The sequence below is a fragment of the Brenneria roseae subsp. americana genome (assembly GCF_003115815.1).
Classification (GTDB): Bacteria; Pseudomonadota; Gammaproteobacteria; order Enterobacterales; family Enterobacteriaceae; genus Brenneria; species Brenneria roseae.
In genome coordinates, this window is the sequence record NZ_QDKJ01000008.1 from 196,306 (window position 1) to 211,771 (window position 15,466).

14 protein-coding genes are annotated in these 15,466 nt (G+C 53.9%); 6 read left to right on the forward strand and 8 right to left on the reverse strand.

Annotated features, from left to right (window positions below):
• Window positions 1-89 precede the first annotated feature (89 nt).
• Entirely contained in the window at window positions 90-2,591 is a 2,502-nt protein-coding gene (locus B4923_RS12250; RefSeq protein WP_109054642.1) for a TonB-dependent siderophore receptor, read from the forward strand.
• A 61-nt stretch (window positions 2,592-2,652) separates the two neighbouring features.
• Window positions 2,653-4,317 (forward strand): ABC transporter ATP-binding protein/permease, encoded by a 1,665-nt coding sequence (locus tag B4923_RS12255; RefSeq protein WP_109054643.1) that lies wholly within the window; start codon window positions 2,653-2,655, stop codon window positions 4,315-4,317.
• A 28-nt stretch (window positions 4,318-4,345) separates the two neighbouring features.
• Here the strand turns inward: B4923_RS12255 and deoD are convergent, their stop codons facing one another.
• From deoD to B4923_RS12285, 6 genes are all read right to left on the reverse strand, one after another.
• Complete coding sequence (gene deoD / locus B4923_RS12260; protein ID WP_109054644.1) at window positions 4,346-5,065, reverse strand: purine-nucleoside phosphorylase; 720 nt, start codon at window positions 5,063-5,065, stop codon at window positions 4,346-4,348.
• A 43-nt stretch (window positions 5,066-5,108) separates the two neighbouring features.
• Window positions 5,109-6,332, reverse strand: coding sequence for a phosphopentomutase (gene deoB / locus B4923_RS12265; RefSeq protein ID WP_109054645.1), 1,224 nt, complete (start codon window positions 6,330-6,332; stop codon window positions 5,109-5,111).
• A 76-nt stretch (window positions 6,333-6,408) separates the two neighbouring features.
• Window positions 6,409-7,737 (reverse strand): thymidine phosphorylase, encoded by a 1,329-nt coding sequence (deoA, locus tag B4923_RS12270; protein WP_109054646.1) that lies wholly within the window; start codon window positions 7,735-7,737, stop codon window positions 6,409-6,411.
• A gap of 82 nt (window positions 7,738-7,819) precedes the next feature.
• Window positions 7,820-8,599 carry a deoxyribose-phosphate aldolase gene (gene deoC / locus B4923_RS12275; RefSeq protein ID WP_109054689.1) on the reverse strand — a complete coding sequence of 260 codons (780 nt, stop codon included), beginning with the start codon at window positions 8,597-8,599 and terminating at the stop codon, window positions 7,820-7,822.
• Between the two features lie 401 nt (window positions 8,600-9,000).
• Complete coding sequence (gene dmeF, locus B4923_RS12280; RefSeq protein WP_109054647.1) at window positions 9,001-9,996, reverse strand: CDF family Co(II)/Ni(II) efflux transporter DmeF; 996 nt, start codon at window positions 9,994-9,996, stop codon at window positions 9,001-9,003.
• A gap of 155 nt (window positions 9,997-10,151) precedes the next feature.
• On the reverse strand, window positions 10,152-10,427 hold the full coding sequence (locus B4923_RS12285; RefSeq protein ID WP_109054648.1) for a metal/formaldehyde-sensitive transcriptional repressor: 276 nt from the start codon (window positions 10,425-10,427) through the stop codon (window positions 10,152-10,154).
• A 221-nt stretch (window positions 10,428-10,648) separates the two neighbouring features.
• On the opposite strand from B4923_RS12285, the gene B4923_RS12290 reads away from it, so the two are divergent.
• Window positions 10,649-10,942, forward strand: coding sequence for a GIY-YIG nuclease family protein (locus B4923_RS12290; RefSeq protein ID WP_109054649.1), 294 nt, complete (start codon window positions 10,649-10,651; stop codon window positions 10,940-10,942).
• Here the strand turns inward: B4923_RS12290 and B4923_RS12295 are convergent.
• Together B4923_RS12295 and ubiT are read right to left on the reverse strand one after the other, a co-directional pair.
• A complete protein-coding gene (locus B4923_RS12295; RefSeq protein ID WP_109054650.1) occupies window positions 10,939-11,445 on the reverse strand; it encodes a GNAT family N-acetyltransferase in 507 nt (168 codons plus the stop codon). The genes B4923_RS12290 and B4923_RS12295 overlap by 4 nt on opposite strands.
• Window positions 11,439-11,963 carry a ubiquinone anaerobic biosynthesis accessory factor UbiT gene (gene ubiT / locus B4923_RS12300; protein WP_109054651.1) on the reverse strand — a complete coding sequence of 175 codons (525 nt, stop codon included), beginning with the start codon at window positions 11,961-11,963 and terminating at the stop codon, window positions 11,439-11,441. The genes B4923_RS12295 and ubiT overlap by 7 nt, the downstream gene beginning before the upstream one ends.
• 375 nt (window positions 11,964-12,338) lie before the next feature.
• Here ubiT and ubiU point away from each other — a divergent pair, with 375 nt between their 5' ends.
• The 3 genes from ubiU (at window position 12,339) to B4923_RS12315 (ending at window position 15,395) form a co-directional block, all read left to right on the forward strand.
• Window positions 12,339-13,334: a ubiquinone anaerobic biosynthesis protein UbiU gene (gene ubiU, locus B4923_RS12305; RefSeq protein WP_109054652.1), complete on the forward strand. Its 996-nt coding sequence runs from the start codon at window positions 12,339-12,341 to the stop codon at window positions 13,332-13,334.
• An 11-nt stretch (window positions 13,335-13,345) separates the two neighbouring features.
• Entirely contained in the window at window positions 13,346-14,224 is an 879-nt protein-coding gene (locus tag B4923_RS12310; RefSeq protein WP_109054653.1) for a U32 family peptidase, read from the forward strand.
• A gap of 157 nt (window positions 14,225-14,381) precedes the next feature.
• A complete protein-coding gene (locus B4923_RS12315; RefSeq protein ID WP_109054690.1) occupies window positions 14,382-15,395 on the forward strand; it encodes a luciferase-like monooxygenase in 1,014 nt (337 codons plus the stop codon).
• Window positions 15,396-15,466: the final 71 nt, after the last annotated feature.

Sequence of the window (15,466 nt, forward strand, 5' to 3'; positions counted from 1 at the left end):
AAGTCTACTTTTCGGTTCCCCTTTTACATCCGTCCTTCGATTCACAATAAAAGCACTATTTTTCACTCTGGGTCAGAAGGCGAATTCGTATGTCACTTACACCATTTTTCTCTCCGTCCGGCGCAGGCGGGAAGCCCGTAACCATTGCGATCGCCATCCGGCTGCTGTTGTGCAGCGCCAGCGCGCCTTTGCTTATGTTACCCGGCGCCGCGCAGGCAGAAGCTCAGGCAATGCGCGCTTACGCCATTCCGGCCGGTCCATTAAGCAGCCAGCTAAATCAGTTCGCCGCCCAGTCAGGCGTGTATCTGGCGGGCGATGCCAATCTGGCGACCGGCAAAATGGGGGCGGCGTTACAGGGAAATTATCGTGTGGACGAGGGATTTCGTACCCTGCTTGCCGGCAGCGGTTTGCAGGCGGTGAAGCAGTCTGATGACACTTATATGTTGCAGAAGGCGCCGGAGAGCGATGAGATATTGGTGACGGCGAGCATCAACCGTAACGGCATAACCGAAGGCACCGATTCTTATACCACCCGCAGCATGAGCACCGCCACCCAGTTGAATCTGTCGCCGCGTGAAACGCCGCAGTCGGTCAGCGTGGTGACCCGTAAGCAGATGAACGACCAGAATATGACCACGCTGGACGAAGCGATGAGCCAGACCACCGGGGTCAATGTGGTGAATCAGAATAGCTTTCAGGTGAAATATGAATCTCGTGCGTTCGTTATGGATAATATCACAGAGGACGGCGTCAGCCTGTCGTCGCAAAACAGCGTGATGAATGCTTCCCAGTCGAGCAGTGAATCCCCCGATCTGGCGATTTATGATCGCGTGGAAATTCTGCGCGGCGCTTCCGGCCTGACGCAAGGCAGCGGCGAGCCGGGCGGCGCTGTCAACCTGGTACGTAAAAAACCCACCTATGATTTCCGGGCATCAGGCAGCGTCGCCGCTGGCAGTTGGGATAATTACCGCAGCGAAGCGGATGTATCCGGTCCGTTAAATGACAATGCCAGCGTACGCGGCCGCTTTGTCGGCGTGTATCAGGATAGGCAGAGTTTCACGGATTACGTCGGCAGTGAAAGAAAGGTGTTATTCGGGACGCTGGCCTGGGATATGACGCCGGATACCACCCTCACAACTGGTATCAACTGGCAGAAAACCGATGTGACGCCCGATCTTTACGGCGTGCCGTTCGGCACCGATAAAAGCGATTTACACCTTTCCCGTTCAACTTTCCTGGGTGCCAGTTGGAACCAGATTAATTTTGAAAGGATTAATCCGTTTGCTGAATTCGAACATAACTTTGACAACGATTGGACATTAAAGAGCGCACTTAACTTCACCCGGGCCACGTCTAAAGAGCGCTATATCGGTATTATGAACGGCACCGCCGGCGTCGATCCCGCGACCGGCGCCAGCCGGTTAAATAACGCGCTACACTATGACAACAAAAGCGATCAATGGGGTTACAACCTCAGTCTGAGCGGTCCGTTTGAACTGTTGGGGCGCAATCATGAATTGGTATTCGGCGGCGATTATCAGAAAGAGAACTTTGACACCACCTTTGGCCGTATTACCAACACAAGCAGCGCCGATATCTATCACTGGAACCCCAATTCAGTCGCAGAACCAGACTGGTCAGATTTGAGCCTCTACAATAGCCACTACGCAGAAAGATATAATATTTATCAGCGCGGCTTATTCGCCGTCACCCGGCTGGAGTTGGCCGATGACTGGAAACTGATCCTCGGCGGCCGCTACAGCGCCTACAGCTACGACTATTATTACGATAATCTGCGCAACGGCAGCGACAAAGATCACAGTCGGCTGCACGTCCGCGATCAATTTGTTCCTTACGGCGGGCTGTTATGGGATTTCGCCGATCATTACACCTGGTATGCGAGCTACGCTGAGATCTATAAGCCGCAGAGCGCCAAAGACAAAAACAATAACCTGTTGCCCGCCATTACCGGCACCAACTACGAAACCGGCGTTAAAGGCGAATTCTTTGACGGCGATCTGAATGCATCGCTGGCGCTGTTCCGCATTATTCAGGCCAACCGGGCGCTCGCCGAAGCGGACAGCTCCGTTTGTCAGAACCCTGACAATGGTTGCTTCCGCGCCGAAGGCAAGGTACGCAGCCAGGGGGTTGAAATGGAGATTTCCGGTAAACTGGCCGAAGGCTGGCAGTTGAGCGCCGGTTACACGCTAACCAACAGTAAATACCTGGAAGCGTCTGATAGTGACAAAGCGGCGCAGTTCAGCCCCCGCACGCCGAAGCATATGTTTAAACTGTACAGCAGCTATAACCTGCCGGGCGAACTCAATCAGTGGACCATCGGCGCGGGATTGACCGCCCAAACCGGCACCTCGACCTATCCAAACCGGGCCTTCGGTCTGTCTCAGGGAGGCTATACGCTGGTTAACGCCAATATTACCTATCAATACAGTAAAAACCTGAGCTTTAATCTGGTGGGCAATAACCTGACCGATAAGGTTTATTACAAGAACCTGAATAACCGCCACCGCAGTGGTTACAACTATTACGGCGATCCGCGCAACGTTATGCTAACGGCGAAATACACCTTTTGATTGCCCACGCTAACCGACAGAACGTGGCCTGCGACCCGCGGGCCACGGGTTTAATGATTCGATGCAAACGCTAAAACGCTTTTATCAGCTGATCGCCCCGTTCTGGTTTACCCGCCGCGCCGTCTTTTGCTGGCTGCTGCTGTTAAGCATTATCGCTCTGACGCTGTCGGTGGTGTGGATCAGCGTGCTGTATAACAACTGGAGCAAGGACTTTTACGATGCGTTGGCCGACTATTTTCAGCACGCGTCCATTCCCGCGTTGGCCGGGCGCTACGCAGGCTATACCGCGCTATTCGTACTGGTGATTGTTTACGGCAACTGGCTGAAAAAGTTGCTGATTATCCGCTGCCGTCAGGACATGACGCAGCGTTTTGAACAAGCATGGCTGGCCCACAGCGCCCATTACCGGCTCAGCCTGCGCGGCGAACCGGACAACCCCGATCAGCGTATTGCCGAGGATATCCGGCTCTTGATTGAACAAAGCCTGGAACTGCTGCTGTCGTTGCTGAAAAACACCGCGCGCTTTTTTTCCTTTATCGTCATTCTGTGGCAACTGTCCGGCGTACAGACGCTGAACGTTGGCGGTCATAGTTTCACCATTCATGGTTATCTGGTGTGGATCGCGCTGGGTTATGCCGCCATCAACAGCGTTTTCGCCCATCTTCTGGGGCATCGTCTGCACGGCCTGAACGTGGAGAAACAACGCACGGAGGCCGATTACCGCACCACGCTGCTGCGGGTGCGCGAGCATAGCGAGCAAATCGCGCTCTACCGGGGGGAAAATGCCGAACGAACACGGATGCAGCGGCGCTTTCAGGCAATCGTCAATAACTGGCATAGCCTGATGGGGCGTGAATTCCGGCTGGAAAGCTTTATCACCAGCTATTTTCGCCTCAGCCTGATGATCCCGGTATTCGCCATTCTGCCGGTTTATCTGGCGCGTCAGGTAACGCTTGGCGCGGTGATGCAGGCCAGTACCGCGTTCGGTTACGTGCTGGATGCCTTCGGCTGGTTTATCGATGCTTATCGCCAGTTGGTCGCCTGGTCGGCCACCATTGAGCGGCTATGGGAATTCCAGAATAGGCTGAAGAAACTGCCGGAGCCGAAAGCGCCACATCGGGCTGGCGATACCTTGCATATTGATGCGCTTACGGCCCATCACCCTGACGGTAATCCCTTGTTTATCCCCTTAACCGCCAGTCTGAAGGCCGGTGAATGGGCCGTTCTGTCAGCGAAAAGCGGCAGTGGAAAAACCACGCTGCTGCGCGCCCTTGCCGGACTGTGGCCCGCCGTACAAGGGCAATGGCGACTTCCGGCGGGAAAGACGCTGTTCCTGCCGCAAAAACCCTATCTGCCGCAGGATGTTCTGCGTCGCATGCTCTGTTATCCGTTGACGGAAACACCGAATGACGACTTGCTGCGTCAGGTGTTGAAACAGGTCGGCCTGCCGGCGCTTAGCGCCAGACTGGCGGAGTCGTCCAACTGGGGTCAGGAATTATCCGGCGGCGAACAGCAGCGCCTGTCGCTGGCGCGCGCGTTACTGCTGCGCCCTGCGCTGCTGTGTCTGGATGAGGCCACCAGCCAGTTGGATGACGCGACCGCCATCCAGTTGCTCACGCAGTTAAGACAAGCGCTGCCGCAGACCATTGTGCTGGCGGTCAGCCACCAGCCGGCGATCTGCGCCCTGTTTGAGCGCCCGTTGCCCATGACGCCCTGCCGTCGGTAGCCGACGACAGGGACGGTCTCGTCGCGATTTACTCGTTATCGCCCAGCAGAACAGACTCCAGCGCGATCTCGATCATTTCATTGAACGTGGTCTGACGCTCTTCCGAGGTGGTTTGCTCGCCAGAGCGAATATGGTCGGATACGGTACAGATGGCTAATGCCCTAGCGCCGAATTCGGCCGCGACGCCGTAGATACCGGCCGCTTCCATTTCCACGCCAAGAATGCCGTATTTCTCCATAACATCAAACATTTGCGGGTCCGGCGTATAAAACAGATCGGCGGAAAAAATATTACCGACGCGAACGGATACGCCGCGCGCTTTGGCCGCATCCACCGCATTACGCACCATGTCAAAGTCTGCGATTGCAGCATAGTCATGATCTTTAAAGCGCATACGGTTCACTTTGGAATCGGTACAGGCGCCCATTCCTATCACCACGTCACGCAATTTTACATCAGTACGCACCGCGCCGCAGGAGCCCACGCGGATAATCTTTTTCACGCCGAACTCGGTAATCAGCTCTTTCGCATAGATGGAGCAGGAAGGGATCCCCATTCCGTGGCCCATAACAGAAATCTTGCGGCCTTTATAAGTGCCGGTAAACCCCAGCATGCCGCGAACATTATTCACTTCACGGGCATTTTCCAGAAAGGTTTCGGCAATATACTTTGCGCGCAGCGGGTCACCGGGCATCAGTACGACATCAGCAAAATCACCCATTTCCGCATTAATATGTGGCGTAGCCATGCTCTTCTTCCTTATCAATCAGCCTAAAACAATCGTGTTCGGGTTACAGAATCGGCTTGCCGTAATCCATCGCCGATAAGCCAAAATACTTCGCCACCGTCTGACCGATATCCGCAAACGTCTCACGGTGTCCATACGAACCCGGTCTCACCTTCGGTCCGTAAATCAACACCGGCACATGCTCACGAGTATGCTCGGTGCCATGCCAGGTGGGATCGCAACCGTGGTCGGCGGTCAGAATCAGAATATCATCCCCCGTGACACGGGATAACAACTCCGGCAGACGACGGTCAAACAGTTCAAGCGCGGCGGCATAACCTGCGACATCACGACGGTGGCCGTACGCGGAGTCGAAATCAACAAAGTTGGTAAACACGATAGTGTTATCTCCGGCCTTGTCCATTTCTTTCAGCGTGGCGTCAAACAGCGCGTCGATACCCGTCGCCTTCACTTTTTGGGTAATACCAACCTGCGCATAAATATCCGCGATTTTCCCCACCGACACCACTTCACCGCCCTTCTCATCGACCATTTTTTTCAGCATGGTCGGCGCCGGCGGCTCAACGGCCAGATCGTGCCGGTTGCCGGTACGCTGGAAATGACCGGGTTTATCCCCGATAAACGGGCGGGCAATGACGCGCCCGATGTTATAGCCGCCATCGGTTAGCGCTTCACGGGCGATTTCACACAGTTCGTACAGTTTTTCCAGACCGAACGTTTCTTCATGGCAGGCAATCTGGAACACGGAATCCGCCGAGGTATAGAAAATCGGCTTGCCGGTTTTCATATGCTCTTCACCCAGCTTATCCAGGATCACCGTGCCGGAAGAATGGCAGTTGCCCAGATAGCCCGGTAAGCTGGCGCGTTCTACCAGCAGATCCAACAGCTCCTGAGGAAAGCTGTTTTCTTCATCTTTGAAATAACCCCAGTCGAACAGTACAGGCACACCGGCAATTTCCCAGTGACCTGAGGGCGTATCTTTCCCCGAGGAAATTTCGCTGGCGTACGCATAAGCGCCGATAATGTCAGCCTGCTCATCCAACCCTGCCGGGAAGATTCCCGTCGAGGCTTCCGCCGCTTTTCCCAGCCCCAACCGACTCAGGTTAGGTAAATACAACGGCCCTTTACGGCCTTGATCGGCTTTGCCTGCCGCACAAGCCTGCGCAATATGGCCCAGCGTATCCGAACCTGCATCACCAAAACGATCTGCATCAGCACTGCAACCAATACCAAATGAGTCGAGTACCATAATATATGCACGTTTCATTAATTCATCTCCTGCGCGATTAAGCGCCGCAAATCAAGCCATATCGGCGTTGGAAACATCAATTTTCAATACCAATTCAATTTTCAGCACTCAGTCGGCTATAGACTATCGGGGTGGCTTCGGGAGCTACATCGCCAAGCGTAATGGCAGCACGCACGGCTTCTGCCGCCTCTTGCCACTGTGCTTCCGTATTGGCGTGGATCACCGCCAGCGGACGCTGGCGATCAACACGATCGCCCAGACAGGCCATCTCATCCAGCCCAACGCTGTAATCGATCGCATCACTGGCCTGCCGGCGCCCTCCGCCCAATGCCACCACCGCCATGCCTAATGCCCGGGTATCCATCGCCATGACGATACCGTCACGATCGGCAAAAACGGGTTTACTTAACGTCGCCACCGGCAAATAACGCGCATAGTGCTCGACAAAATCAGCCGGGCCACGCTGTGCGGCAACCATACGCCCAAAGACCTCTGCCGCTTTACCGTTATCCAGCACCGTCTGTAGACGGGTGTGGGCATCGGCTGCCGACCCGGCTAATCCGCCAGCCAGCAGCATCTCTTCGCACAACGCCATCGTGACTTCATATAAGCGCGGGTTACGGTGCTCACCGGTCAGGAAGCGTACCGCTTCCCGGACTTCCAATGCATTACCCGCGCTGGAAGCCAGGACCTGATTCATATCGGTCAGCAGCGCGCTGGTACGGCAGCCCGCCTGGTTGGCGACGCCGACGATAGCCTGAGCCAGTTGTTCGGACAGCGCATAGGTCGGCATGAACGCCCCGGACCCTACTTTGACATCCATGACCAGCGCATCCAGCCCTTCCGCCAGCTTTTTCGCCAGAATAGAGGCGGTAATCAGCGGGATGGAATCCACCGTGGCAGTAATATCACGCGTGGCATAAAAACGTTTATCGGCGGGAGCCAATGAACTGGTCTGCCCGATGATCGCCACGCCAACCTGCTGGATGATTTGACGAAACGCGCCGTCATTCGGGAAGATATCCAGACCCGGTATCGATTCCAGCTTGTCGAGCGTACCGCCGGTATGCCCGAGTCCACGTCCTGAAATCATCGGGACATAACCGCCACAGGCGGCGACCATCGGCCCGAGCATCAACGAGGTGACATCTCCTACGCCACCGGTCGAATGTTTATCCACCAACGGACCATTCAGGTTAAGCCCTTTCCAGTCGAGTACCGTTCCTGAATCGCGCATCGCCAGCGTCAACGCGACACGCTCCTCCATCGACATATCATGAAAATAGATGGTCATGGCCAGCGCGGCGATTTGCCCTTCAGACACCGTGTTATCACGGATACCGTTAATGAAAAAGCGAATTTCTTCGGCGCTCAGTGGGCTGCCGTCACGCTTCTTACGGATGATTTCCTGAATCAGAAACAAGGCTTGCACTCCTGATTAGCGAATAAAAAGCGGGGTCATGTAATGAGATTCATCATGCGGTAACTTTTCCGCCGTCGCGTTCTCAATAGCTACTCTGCTGCCCTTTCGCCTGATGGCCTAACACGGTCAGCAGGTTGGTCAACAAACTGGATGCCCCGAAGCGGAAATGCTGCGCATTGGCCCAATCCGGCCCCATGATGTCATCAGCCAATTGCAGATAAATGGCAGCCTCTTCGGCATTACGCACACCGCCTGCCGCCTTGAACCCAACCTGTTCGCCCACGCCTTTATCACGAATCACTTTCAGCATGATTTCCGCACTTTGCGGCGTAGCATTAACCGCGACTTTACCGGTGGAGGTTTTAATGAAATCCGCGCCCGCATCAATAGCGATCTCGCTGGCCTGACGGATCAACGACGCCTGTTTCAGCTCACCGGTTTCAATGATGACCTTCAGCAGAACGCTGGCCGCCTGACATTCTGCTTTACAGGCTTTGACCAGCGCAAAACCAGACTGCGTGTCGCCTGCCATCAACGCACGATAAGGGAACACAACATCGACTTCATCCGCGCCGTAGGCAATCGCCGCTTTGGTTTCCGCCACGGCAATGTCGATATCATCATTACCATGCGGAAAGTTGGTCACGGTGGCAATACGGATATCCGGCGTTCCCTGCTCACGCAGAATCTTGCGCGCCAGTGGAATGAAACGCGGATAGATGCAGATAGCGGCGGTCTTCCCTGCCGGGCTGTCAGCCTGATGACACAAGGCGATCACCTTGTCATCCGTATCGTCATCATTAAGGGTGGTTAAATCCATCAGCCCCAGCGCACGCTGCGCTGCGGCAGTTAATGTGGTCATACAATACTCCAACTCGTCAGCCGATTTACCGGCGGGAAACATCAACCGATATATTTCAATACCAGTACGTTTGGCGAGCGGACTTGGTTCCTTGAAGATAGCGCTCAGGGAAAATCCCCCGTAGCGGCCACCGAAATCCTTCTCACCGCGATAGCCTTCCTCTACACACTGATGGCGATTTAAATACCAGGAACATCCTGGGTATTTGACCATGCCACATCAGGTCATTTTGTGTCTTTATTCACACTTAATGTAAAAGTGGTGTAATGGAGTGGGATTATATGTGATTTCAATCACAAATAATTCAGTAATCCACCTTTATTGCCTGCATTAATCATAGCGTTTTCTCCCGGCAAACGCCGGGAGCAGGATGTAAAACAGATGAATAGGGATGAGAAAAATCAGTGGTGAAGGAGGATGTGGCCTTTAGCGACGATATTGATTTCAACCGTAATGTGAACAAGTTCCTCATGTATGGCTAATTGCCGCTTATAGTAATCGGGCGGGACAACCCGATCGGTCGCCAGGCTCAAGATACAGGCATATTTTTCCGTACCGACGCGCCAGACGTGTAAATCGATAATCTTAGCCGGAATGGGGCTGGCATCAATCACCGCTTTGATTTCATCCACAACGGGAGAATCCATTTCCGCATCCAGCAGCACGCGACTGGTTTGGCGAATCAGGCCGTAAGCCCAGACGGCCACCAATATGGCGCCGACTATTCCCATCACCGGGTCCAGCCAGGCGGCTCCCCAAAACTTGCCGCTGATCAGCGCGATAATCGCCAGTACGGATGTCGCGGCATCGGCCACGACATGAATATAGGCCGAGCGCAGATTCAAATCCTGATGCCCGGCATGCGCTGGCGAGGAATGGGCAGTTGAATGATGAACGTGCGGATGATGATGACCATGAGTGTGATGGGGCCCGTGAGAATGCTCGCCGCGCAGCAGCCAGGCGCAGATCAGATTGATCAACAATCCCACCACGCCAATCGCTATCGCCTGATCGTATTGGATCGTCGTCGGCTGGAGCAACCGGGCCACGGATTCATACAGCATCACCATCGCCACTATCACCAGCAAAATGGCGCTGGTAAATCCGCCCAGAATTTCGATCTTCCATGTGCCGAAGGTAAAACGCATATCGGAGGCCAGCCGCCTGGCTGTCGCATAGGCCACGGCGGAAAGCCCCAGCGCCAACGCATGCGAACTCATATGCCAGCCGTCCGCCAGCAGCGCCATGGAGTTGAAATACCAACCTCCCACGATTTCAATCACCATCATGGCGGCGGTAAGCAGGGTAGCATACCGGGTATTCCTTTCCGCCAGCGGGTTGCCCTCATCAAAAACATGATGGTGAGGTTGCACGCTATTTATCTGTATCAGCGACATCAGTTGATCACCTTTGAATTATACTACCCCCCAGTATATTACATTTAAGGAAATCATAAAGACGATCCGGCACGATATGGTAAGCGCATCCATTTTCATTCACTTCCCAGTTCACCGTGCCGCCAATCAACGCGGTCTGACGGAAATGCGAGTGATTACTTCAGATAAGAGCGAATAACGGAAACAATCTCTTCCAAATCTTCACTGCGTTCCTGTGATGAATGGCTTTCATCCATCAGATGTTCACGGATATGCCCTTCCAGCACTTCGGTCATCAGCCCATTGACCGCGCCACGGACGGCGGCAATCTGTTGCAGGATATTCAGACAGGCCGTTTCCTTTTCCAGGGCTTTTTCAACGGCTTCCATCTGACCTTTGATTCGTCTGACGCGCGCCAGCAGTTTCTTTTTGCTTTTAATGGTATGCGACATACCGACTCCAACTTATGTCATGAATACTGGGGATAGTATAAAGAGTGGCACAAGTAAACCGTAGCGCCTTCTGCAAACGTCACGTTCGGGTTTAGCTGGAGAGGATGATTAAAAACAGGCAGGTACTTCAATACGCAGGCAAAGACTCGTAAAATGGAACCAACATTATTACGGGCTCCCGGTTACCTTCATTGTGACATCACAGATTACACGCGCCAACCATGCATGAAAATCTCACCGAACCCAGCTGGTATCTGTATATCCTGAGAACAGCGACGGGTCTGCTCTACACGGGCATTACCAACGATGTGGCGCGACGTTTGGCCCAGCATCAGGCGGGAAAAGGGGCAAAGGCGTTGCGGGGAAAAGGCGAACTGACGCTGGTATTTCACTGTCTGGCCGGAAATCGCTCAAGCGCCTCAAAACTGGAATATCAGGTAAAACAGTTGAGTAAAAGCCAAAAAGAAAGGCTGGTACAAGACCAGCCCCTGTCATTATCCGAACGCTTCCTCTAGAGAAAACGATTAAAAGGCCCGGCATACTCCACCAGCCCACTCGCCCCTTCAAAATGATTATCCGCCAGCGGATAAACCTGGAAAGCGCTTTCGCTGTCCGGCCATCGGCAATGGAGCTGCTGCTCAATCGCCGGCACAAAGCCAAAGCGCGAGTAGTAGGCCGGCTCACCCAGCACCACCACCGCGGTATAGCCAAATTCGTTAAGGGCATCCAACCCTTCGTACACCAGTTGTTCACCCAATCCCTGCCGGCGCAGCGTTTCTTCCACTGCCAGCGGAGCAAGCCCCACCCACTGCCGATCTTCTCCTTCAATCAGAACCGGGCTGAATGCGGCGTACCCTACCACGCAGCCTTCATCATCCGTTGCGACAATGCCCAACGTCAGCAGTCCATCCTCACGCAGTTGATGAACCAGATCGGCCTCAGCGCTCGTTGGGAAAGCGCGACGCAGCAAGCTATCGATGCCAACAGCATCAACCGGTATTTCAACACGGACTAGCATGAGGCGGGTGCGCGATCGGTAGACTGCATCACGCCCTCCTGTAATCCAGCCTCAACAAAGTCGGCCAGTTGAATCAAACCGATACGCAGCGCTGCCGGCATGGTTTCCAGTTCGATCGCATCCATCAGGTTTTTCACGTACAGCCCGAGCTCGGTATCCCCTTCGATGCGCAGACGACGTTGAAAGAACAGCGTATCGGGATCTTCCTTACGCGCCGCAATCAGGATGAGATCGTTGGCATCCGCGCTGAAGCTGACGTCCGGCGTTTCCTGATGGCTGACCACCAGACGGTTATCACGCAACGTCATAAACCACCGCAGACCAACATCGCGAACTTCAATTTTCAACCAGCGCCCTTCCAGAAACTCCAGATCGCCGTCGTCCAGTGCCTGACGAAACTGCCAGCGCAATACCTGCTCCAGAACCTGACGCTGTAAAGCAAAAGGAGTGAACTTCAGAGGCTTACCCAACAAGCCTGGCCCTTGACGCACAATCTGCGCCCGTAGTTTTTCCAACACTGGCGTACTCCTCTTAAACTTCAGACAATCTGGCCATATTCTGCCACATCAGATAAAACCGGCAGAGGTCTATGTCAATAATTTAGTCAGTTATCCACATATCCCCCATCGATTTCAAGTTGTCCCCCGTCATTAACGCGATTAACTGGTCTAAATCAAAGTCCTCAAACATCGGGTTAATTAAGATTCCCTATCGTTAAAAACATTCATTGACTGATAAAAAAATCGCCGGGAGCGATTTTCAACGTCGCTTGCGACGGTCCGCAAGGGTGACGAGCAGAGCGCCCGTCATAAAAAATCTCATCAGTCTGCAAACATCATTGATCGTATCGGATCGTTTTCCTCTCCGGCACTGTGATTAATGAAGGAAATGGTATGGAACTGCTTTGCCCCGCCGGTAATCTTCCGGCATTGAAAGCCGCCATTGATAATGGCGCCGATGCGGTCTACATCGGACTAAAGGATGACACCAACGCGCGTCATTTCGCCGGGCTTAACTTTACCGACAAAAAGCTACAGGAAGCGCGTGACTATGTGCAGCGCCACCGCCGTAAACTTCATATTGCCATCAATACATTCGCTCATCCTGATGGTTACCAACGCTGGCAGCGTGCGGTGGATATGGCGGCGCAAATCGGCGCTGACGTACTGATCCTTGCCGATCTTGCCATGCTTGAGTACGCCGCTGAACGCTATCCCGATATTGAACGGCATGTTTCCGTGCAGGCTTCCGCCACCAATACGGAAGCGATTCATTTTTACCAGCGCCATTTTGATGTTTCCCGCGTGGTGCTGCCGCGCGTACTTTCGATCCATCAGGTGAAACAACTGGCTCGCACCACGCCCGTGCCGCTGGAAGTCTTTGCATTCGGTAGCCTGTGCATCATGGCCGAAGGTCGATGCTACCTTTCCTCTTACCTGACGGGTGAATCTCCCAATACGGTTGGAGCCTGCTCTCCGGCGCGCTTTGTCCGCTGGCAGGATACCCCGCAGGGAATGGAATCGCGGTTAAACAATGTGTTGATCGATCGCTATCAGGAACATGAAAACGCCGGTTATCCCACCTTATGCAAAGGTCGCTATCTGGTCGATGGTCAGCGCTATCACGCTCTGGAAGAACCCACCAGCCTGAACACGCTGGCGCTATTGCCCGAGTTGCTGGCCGCTAATATTGCTTCGGTGAAAATAGAAGGACGGCAACGCAGCCCAGCCTACGTCAGCCAGATCACCCGAGTCTGGCGACAGGCGATTGATCGCTGCCTGTCCAATCCTGAAACATTCAGCCCAACGCAGGAATGGATGGATACGCTGGGTGCGGTGGCTGAAGGCACGCAAACCACGCTAGGCGCCTACCACCGGAAATGGCAGTAGCAGGAGAAAATATGAAATACGCGTTAGGTGCCATCCTCTACTATTGGCCGAAACAAGATGTAGAAACGTTTTATCAGGCAGCCATGAATAGCAGCGCCGATATTATTTATCTCGGGGAAACGGTATGCAGCAAACGTCGCCTGATGAAGGTCAATGACTGGCTTGCGCTCGCCAGACAGCTTGCAGATAGCGGTAAACAGGTGGTGATTTCTACGCTGGCATTGCTTCAGGCGCCTTCCGAGCTGAATGAGCTGAAACGCTATGTAGAAAACGGCGAATTTCTGCTGGAAGCGAACGATCTCGGCGCCGTCAACATGGCCGCCGTCCGCCGGTTGCCTTTCGTCGCCGGACACGCGCTGAATTGCTACAACGCCTATACGCTGCGTTTACTGCATAAACAGGGCATGGTGCGCTGGTGTATGCCAGTAGAACTCTCACGCGACTGGTTGTACAACCTGCTGAATCAATGTGACGAACTCGGGTTCCGTCATCAGTTTGAAGTTGAAGTGTTGAGCTACGGACATCTGCCACTGGCTTACTCGGCCCGCTGTTTTACGGCGCGTTCAGAAAACCGGGCCAAAGACGAATGTGAAACCTGCTGCCTCAATTATCCACAGGGACGTAAAGTTCTGTCGCAGGAAAATCAGCAGGTTTTTGTACTTAATGGCATACAAACGCAAAGCGGTTATTGTTATAACCTGGGTAATGAGCTGACGTCCATGCAGGGTCTGGTGGACATTGTCCGGCTTTCCCCAAACGGCATCGACACTCTGGACATGCTGGATAAGTTCCGCGCCAATGAGCAGGGTGAATCGCCTCTGGTTCTGACAAATCAGTCGGATTGCAACGGTTACTGGAAGCGTGTCGCAGGATTGGAGCTAGTCCAATAGTTTCTTCGCAATGGGCTGGGGCATCGCTTCGCCCATTTATTTTTCTATTCTTCTCAAAAATTGTGTAATCGCCCGGAATGGCATAATACTGGTAGGTACTCTCATCATTGGCTGGCATGATATTTTTGCAAGTCTCATCAACAAAGTGAGCTACGTTATGTCCCTATCCCGTCGTCCGGTTACGTTTTCCGTCCTTGATCTCGCCCCTATTCCGCAAGGAGCCAGCCCGCGTCACGCTTTTCATCACTCACTGGATTTGGCGCAACATGCTGAAAACTGGGGTTATCATCGCTATTGGCTGGCGGAACACCACAACATGACCGGTATCGCCAGTGCCGCGACCTCGGTGTTGATTGGCTATCTCGCCGCCGGCACGCAGCATATTCGCATCGGTTCAGGCGGCGTGATGCTGCCTAACCATGCGCCGCTGGTGATTGCGGAACAGTTCGGGACGCTGGAGTCGCTCTATCCGGGCCGTATCGATCTTGGATTAGGTCGTGCGCCGGGCACCGATCAACGGACCATGATGGCATTACGACGTCACCTGAATGCCGATATTGATGATTTCCCGCGAGATGTGCAGGAACTGCAACGCTACCTTGCGGATGTGCAACCAGGCCAGGCCGTTCAGGCGGTCCCCGGTCAGGGTCTACAGATTCCTATCTGGCTATTAGGTTCAAGCTTATACAGCGCTCAGCTGGCTGCCGCACTGGGACTGCCCTTTGCGTTTGCTGCCCATTTTGCCCCGGATCTGTTACTGCAGGCGTTAAACGTTTATCGCGAGTCGTTCAAACCGTCTGCGACACACCCTAAACCTTACGCCATGATGTGCGTCAACGTGGTTGCCGCCGACAGCGATCGTGATGCCCGCTTCCTTTTTACCTCAATGCAACAGCAGTTTGTCAATCTGCGCCGCGGCACGCCGGGGCCACTTCCCGCACCGGTAGAGGATATGGACGCCATCTGGTCACCCGCAGAACAATTGGGTGTTGAACAAGCGTTACGCCTGTCCATCGTGGGCGATCGGGCAAAGGTCAGACATGGTTTACAGAGTTTACTGCGGGAAACACGGGTGGATGAAGTGATGATCAACGGCCAGATTTTTGATCATCAGGCGCGTTTGCATTCGTTTGAGATTGCCATAAGCGTACGACAGGATTTGCTGGATTAACGATAAAGCAAGGGATGCTTTCCGCATCCCTTTCCCGCACGACTGACCCGTCCTAAATAGCGTTGGCACAT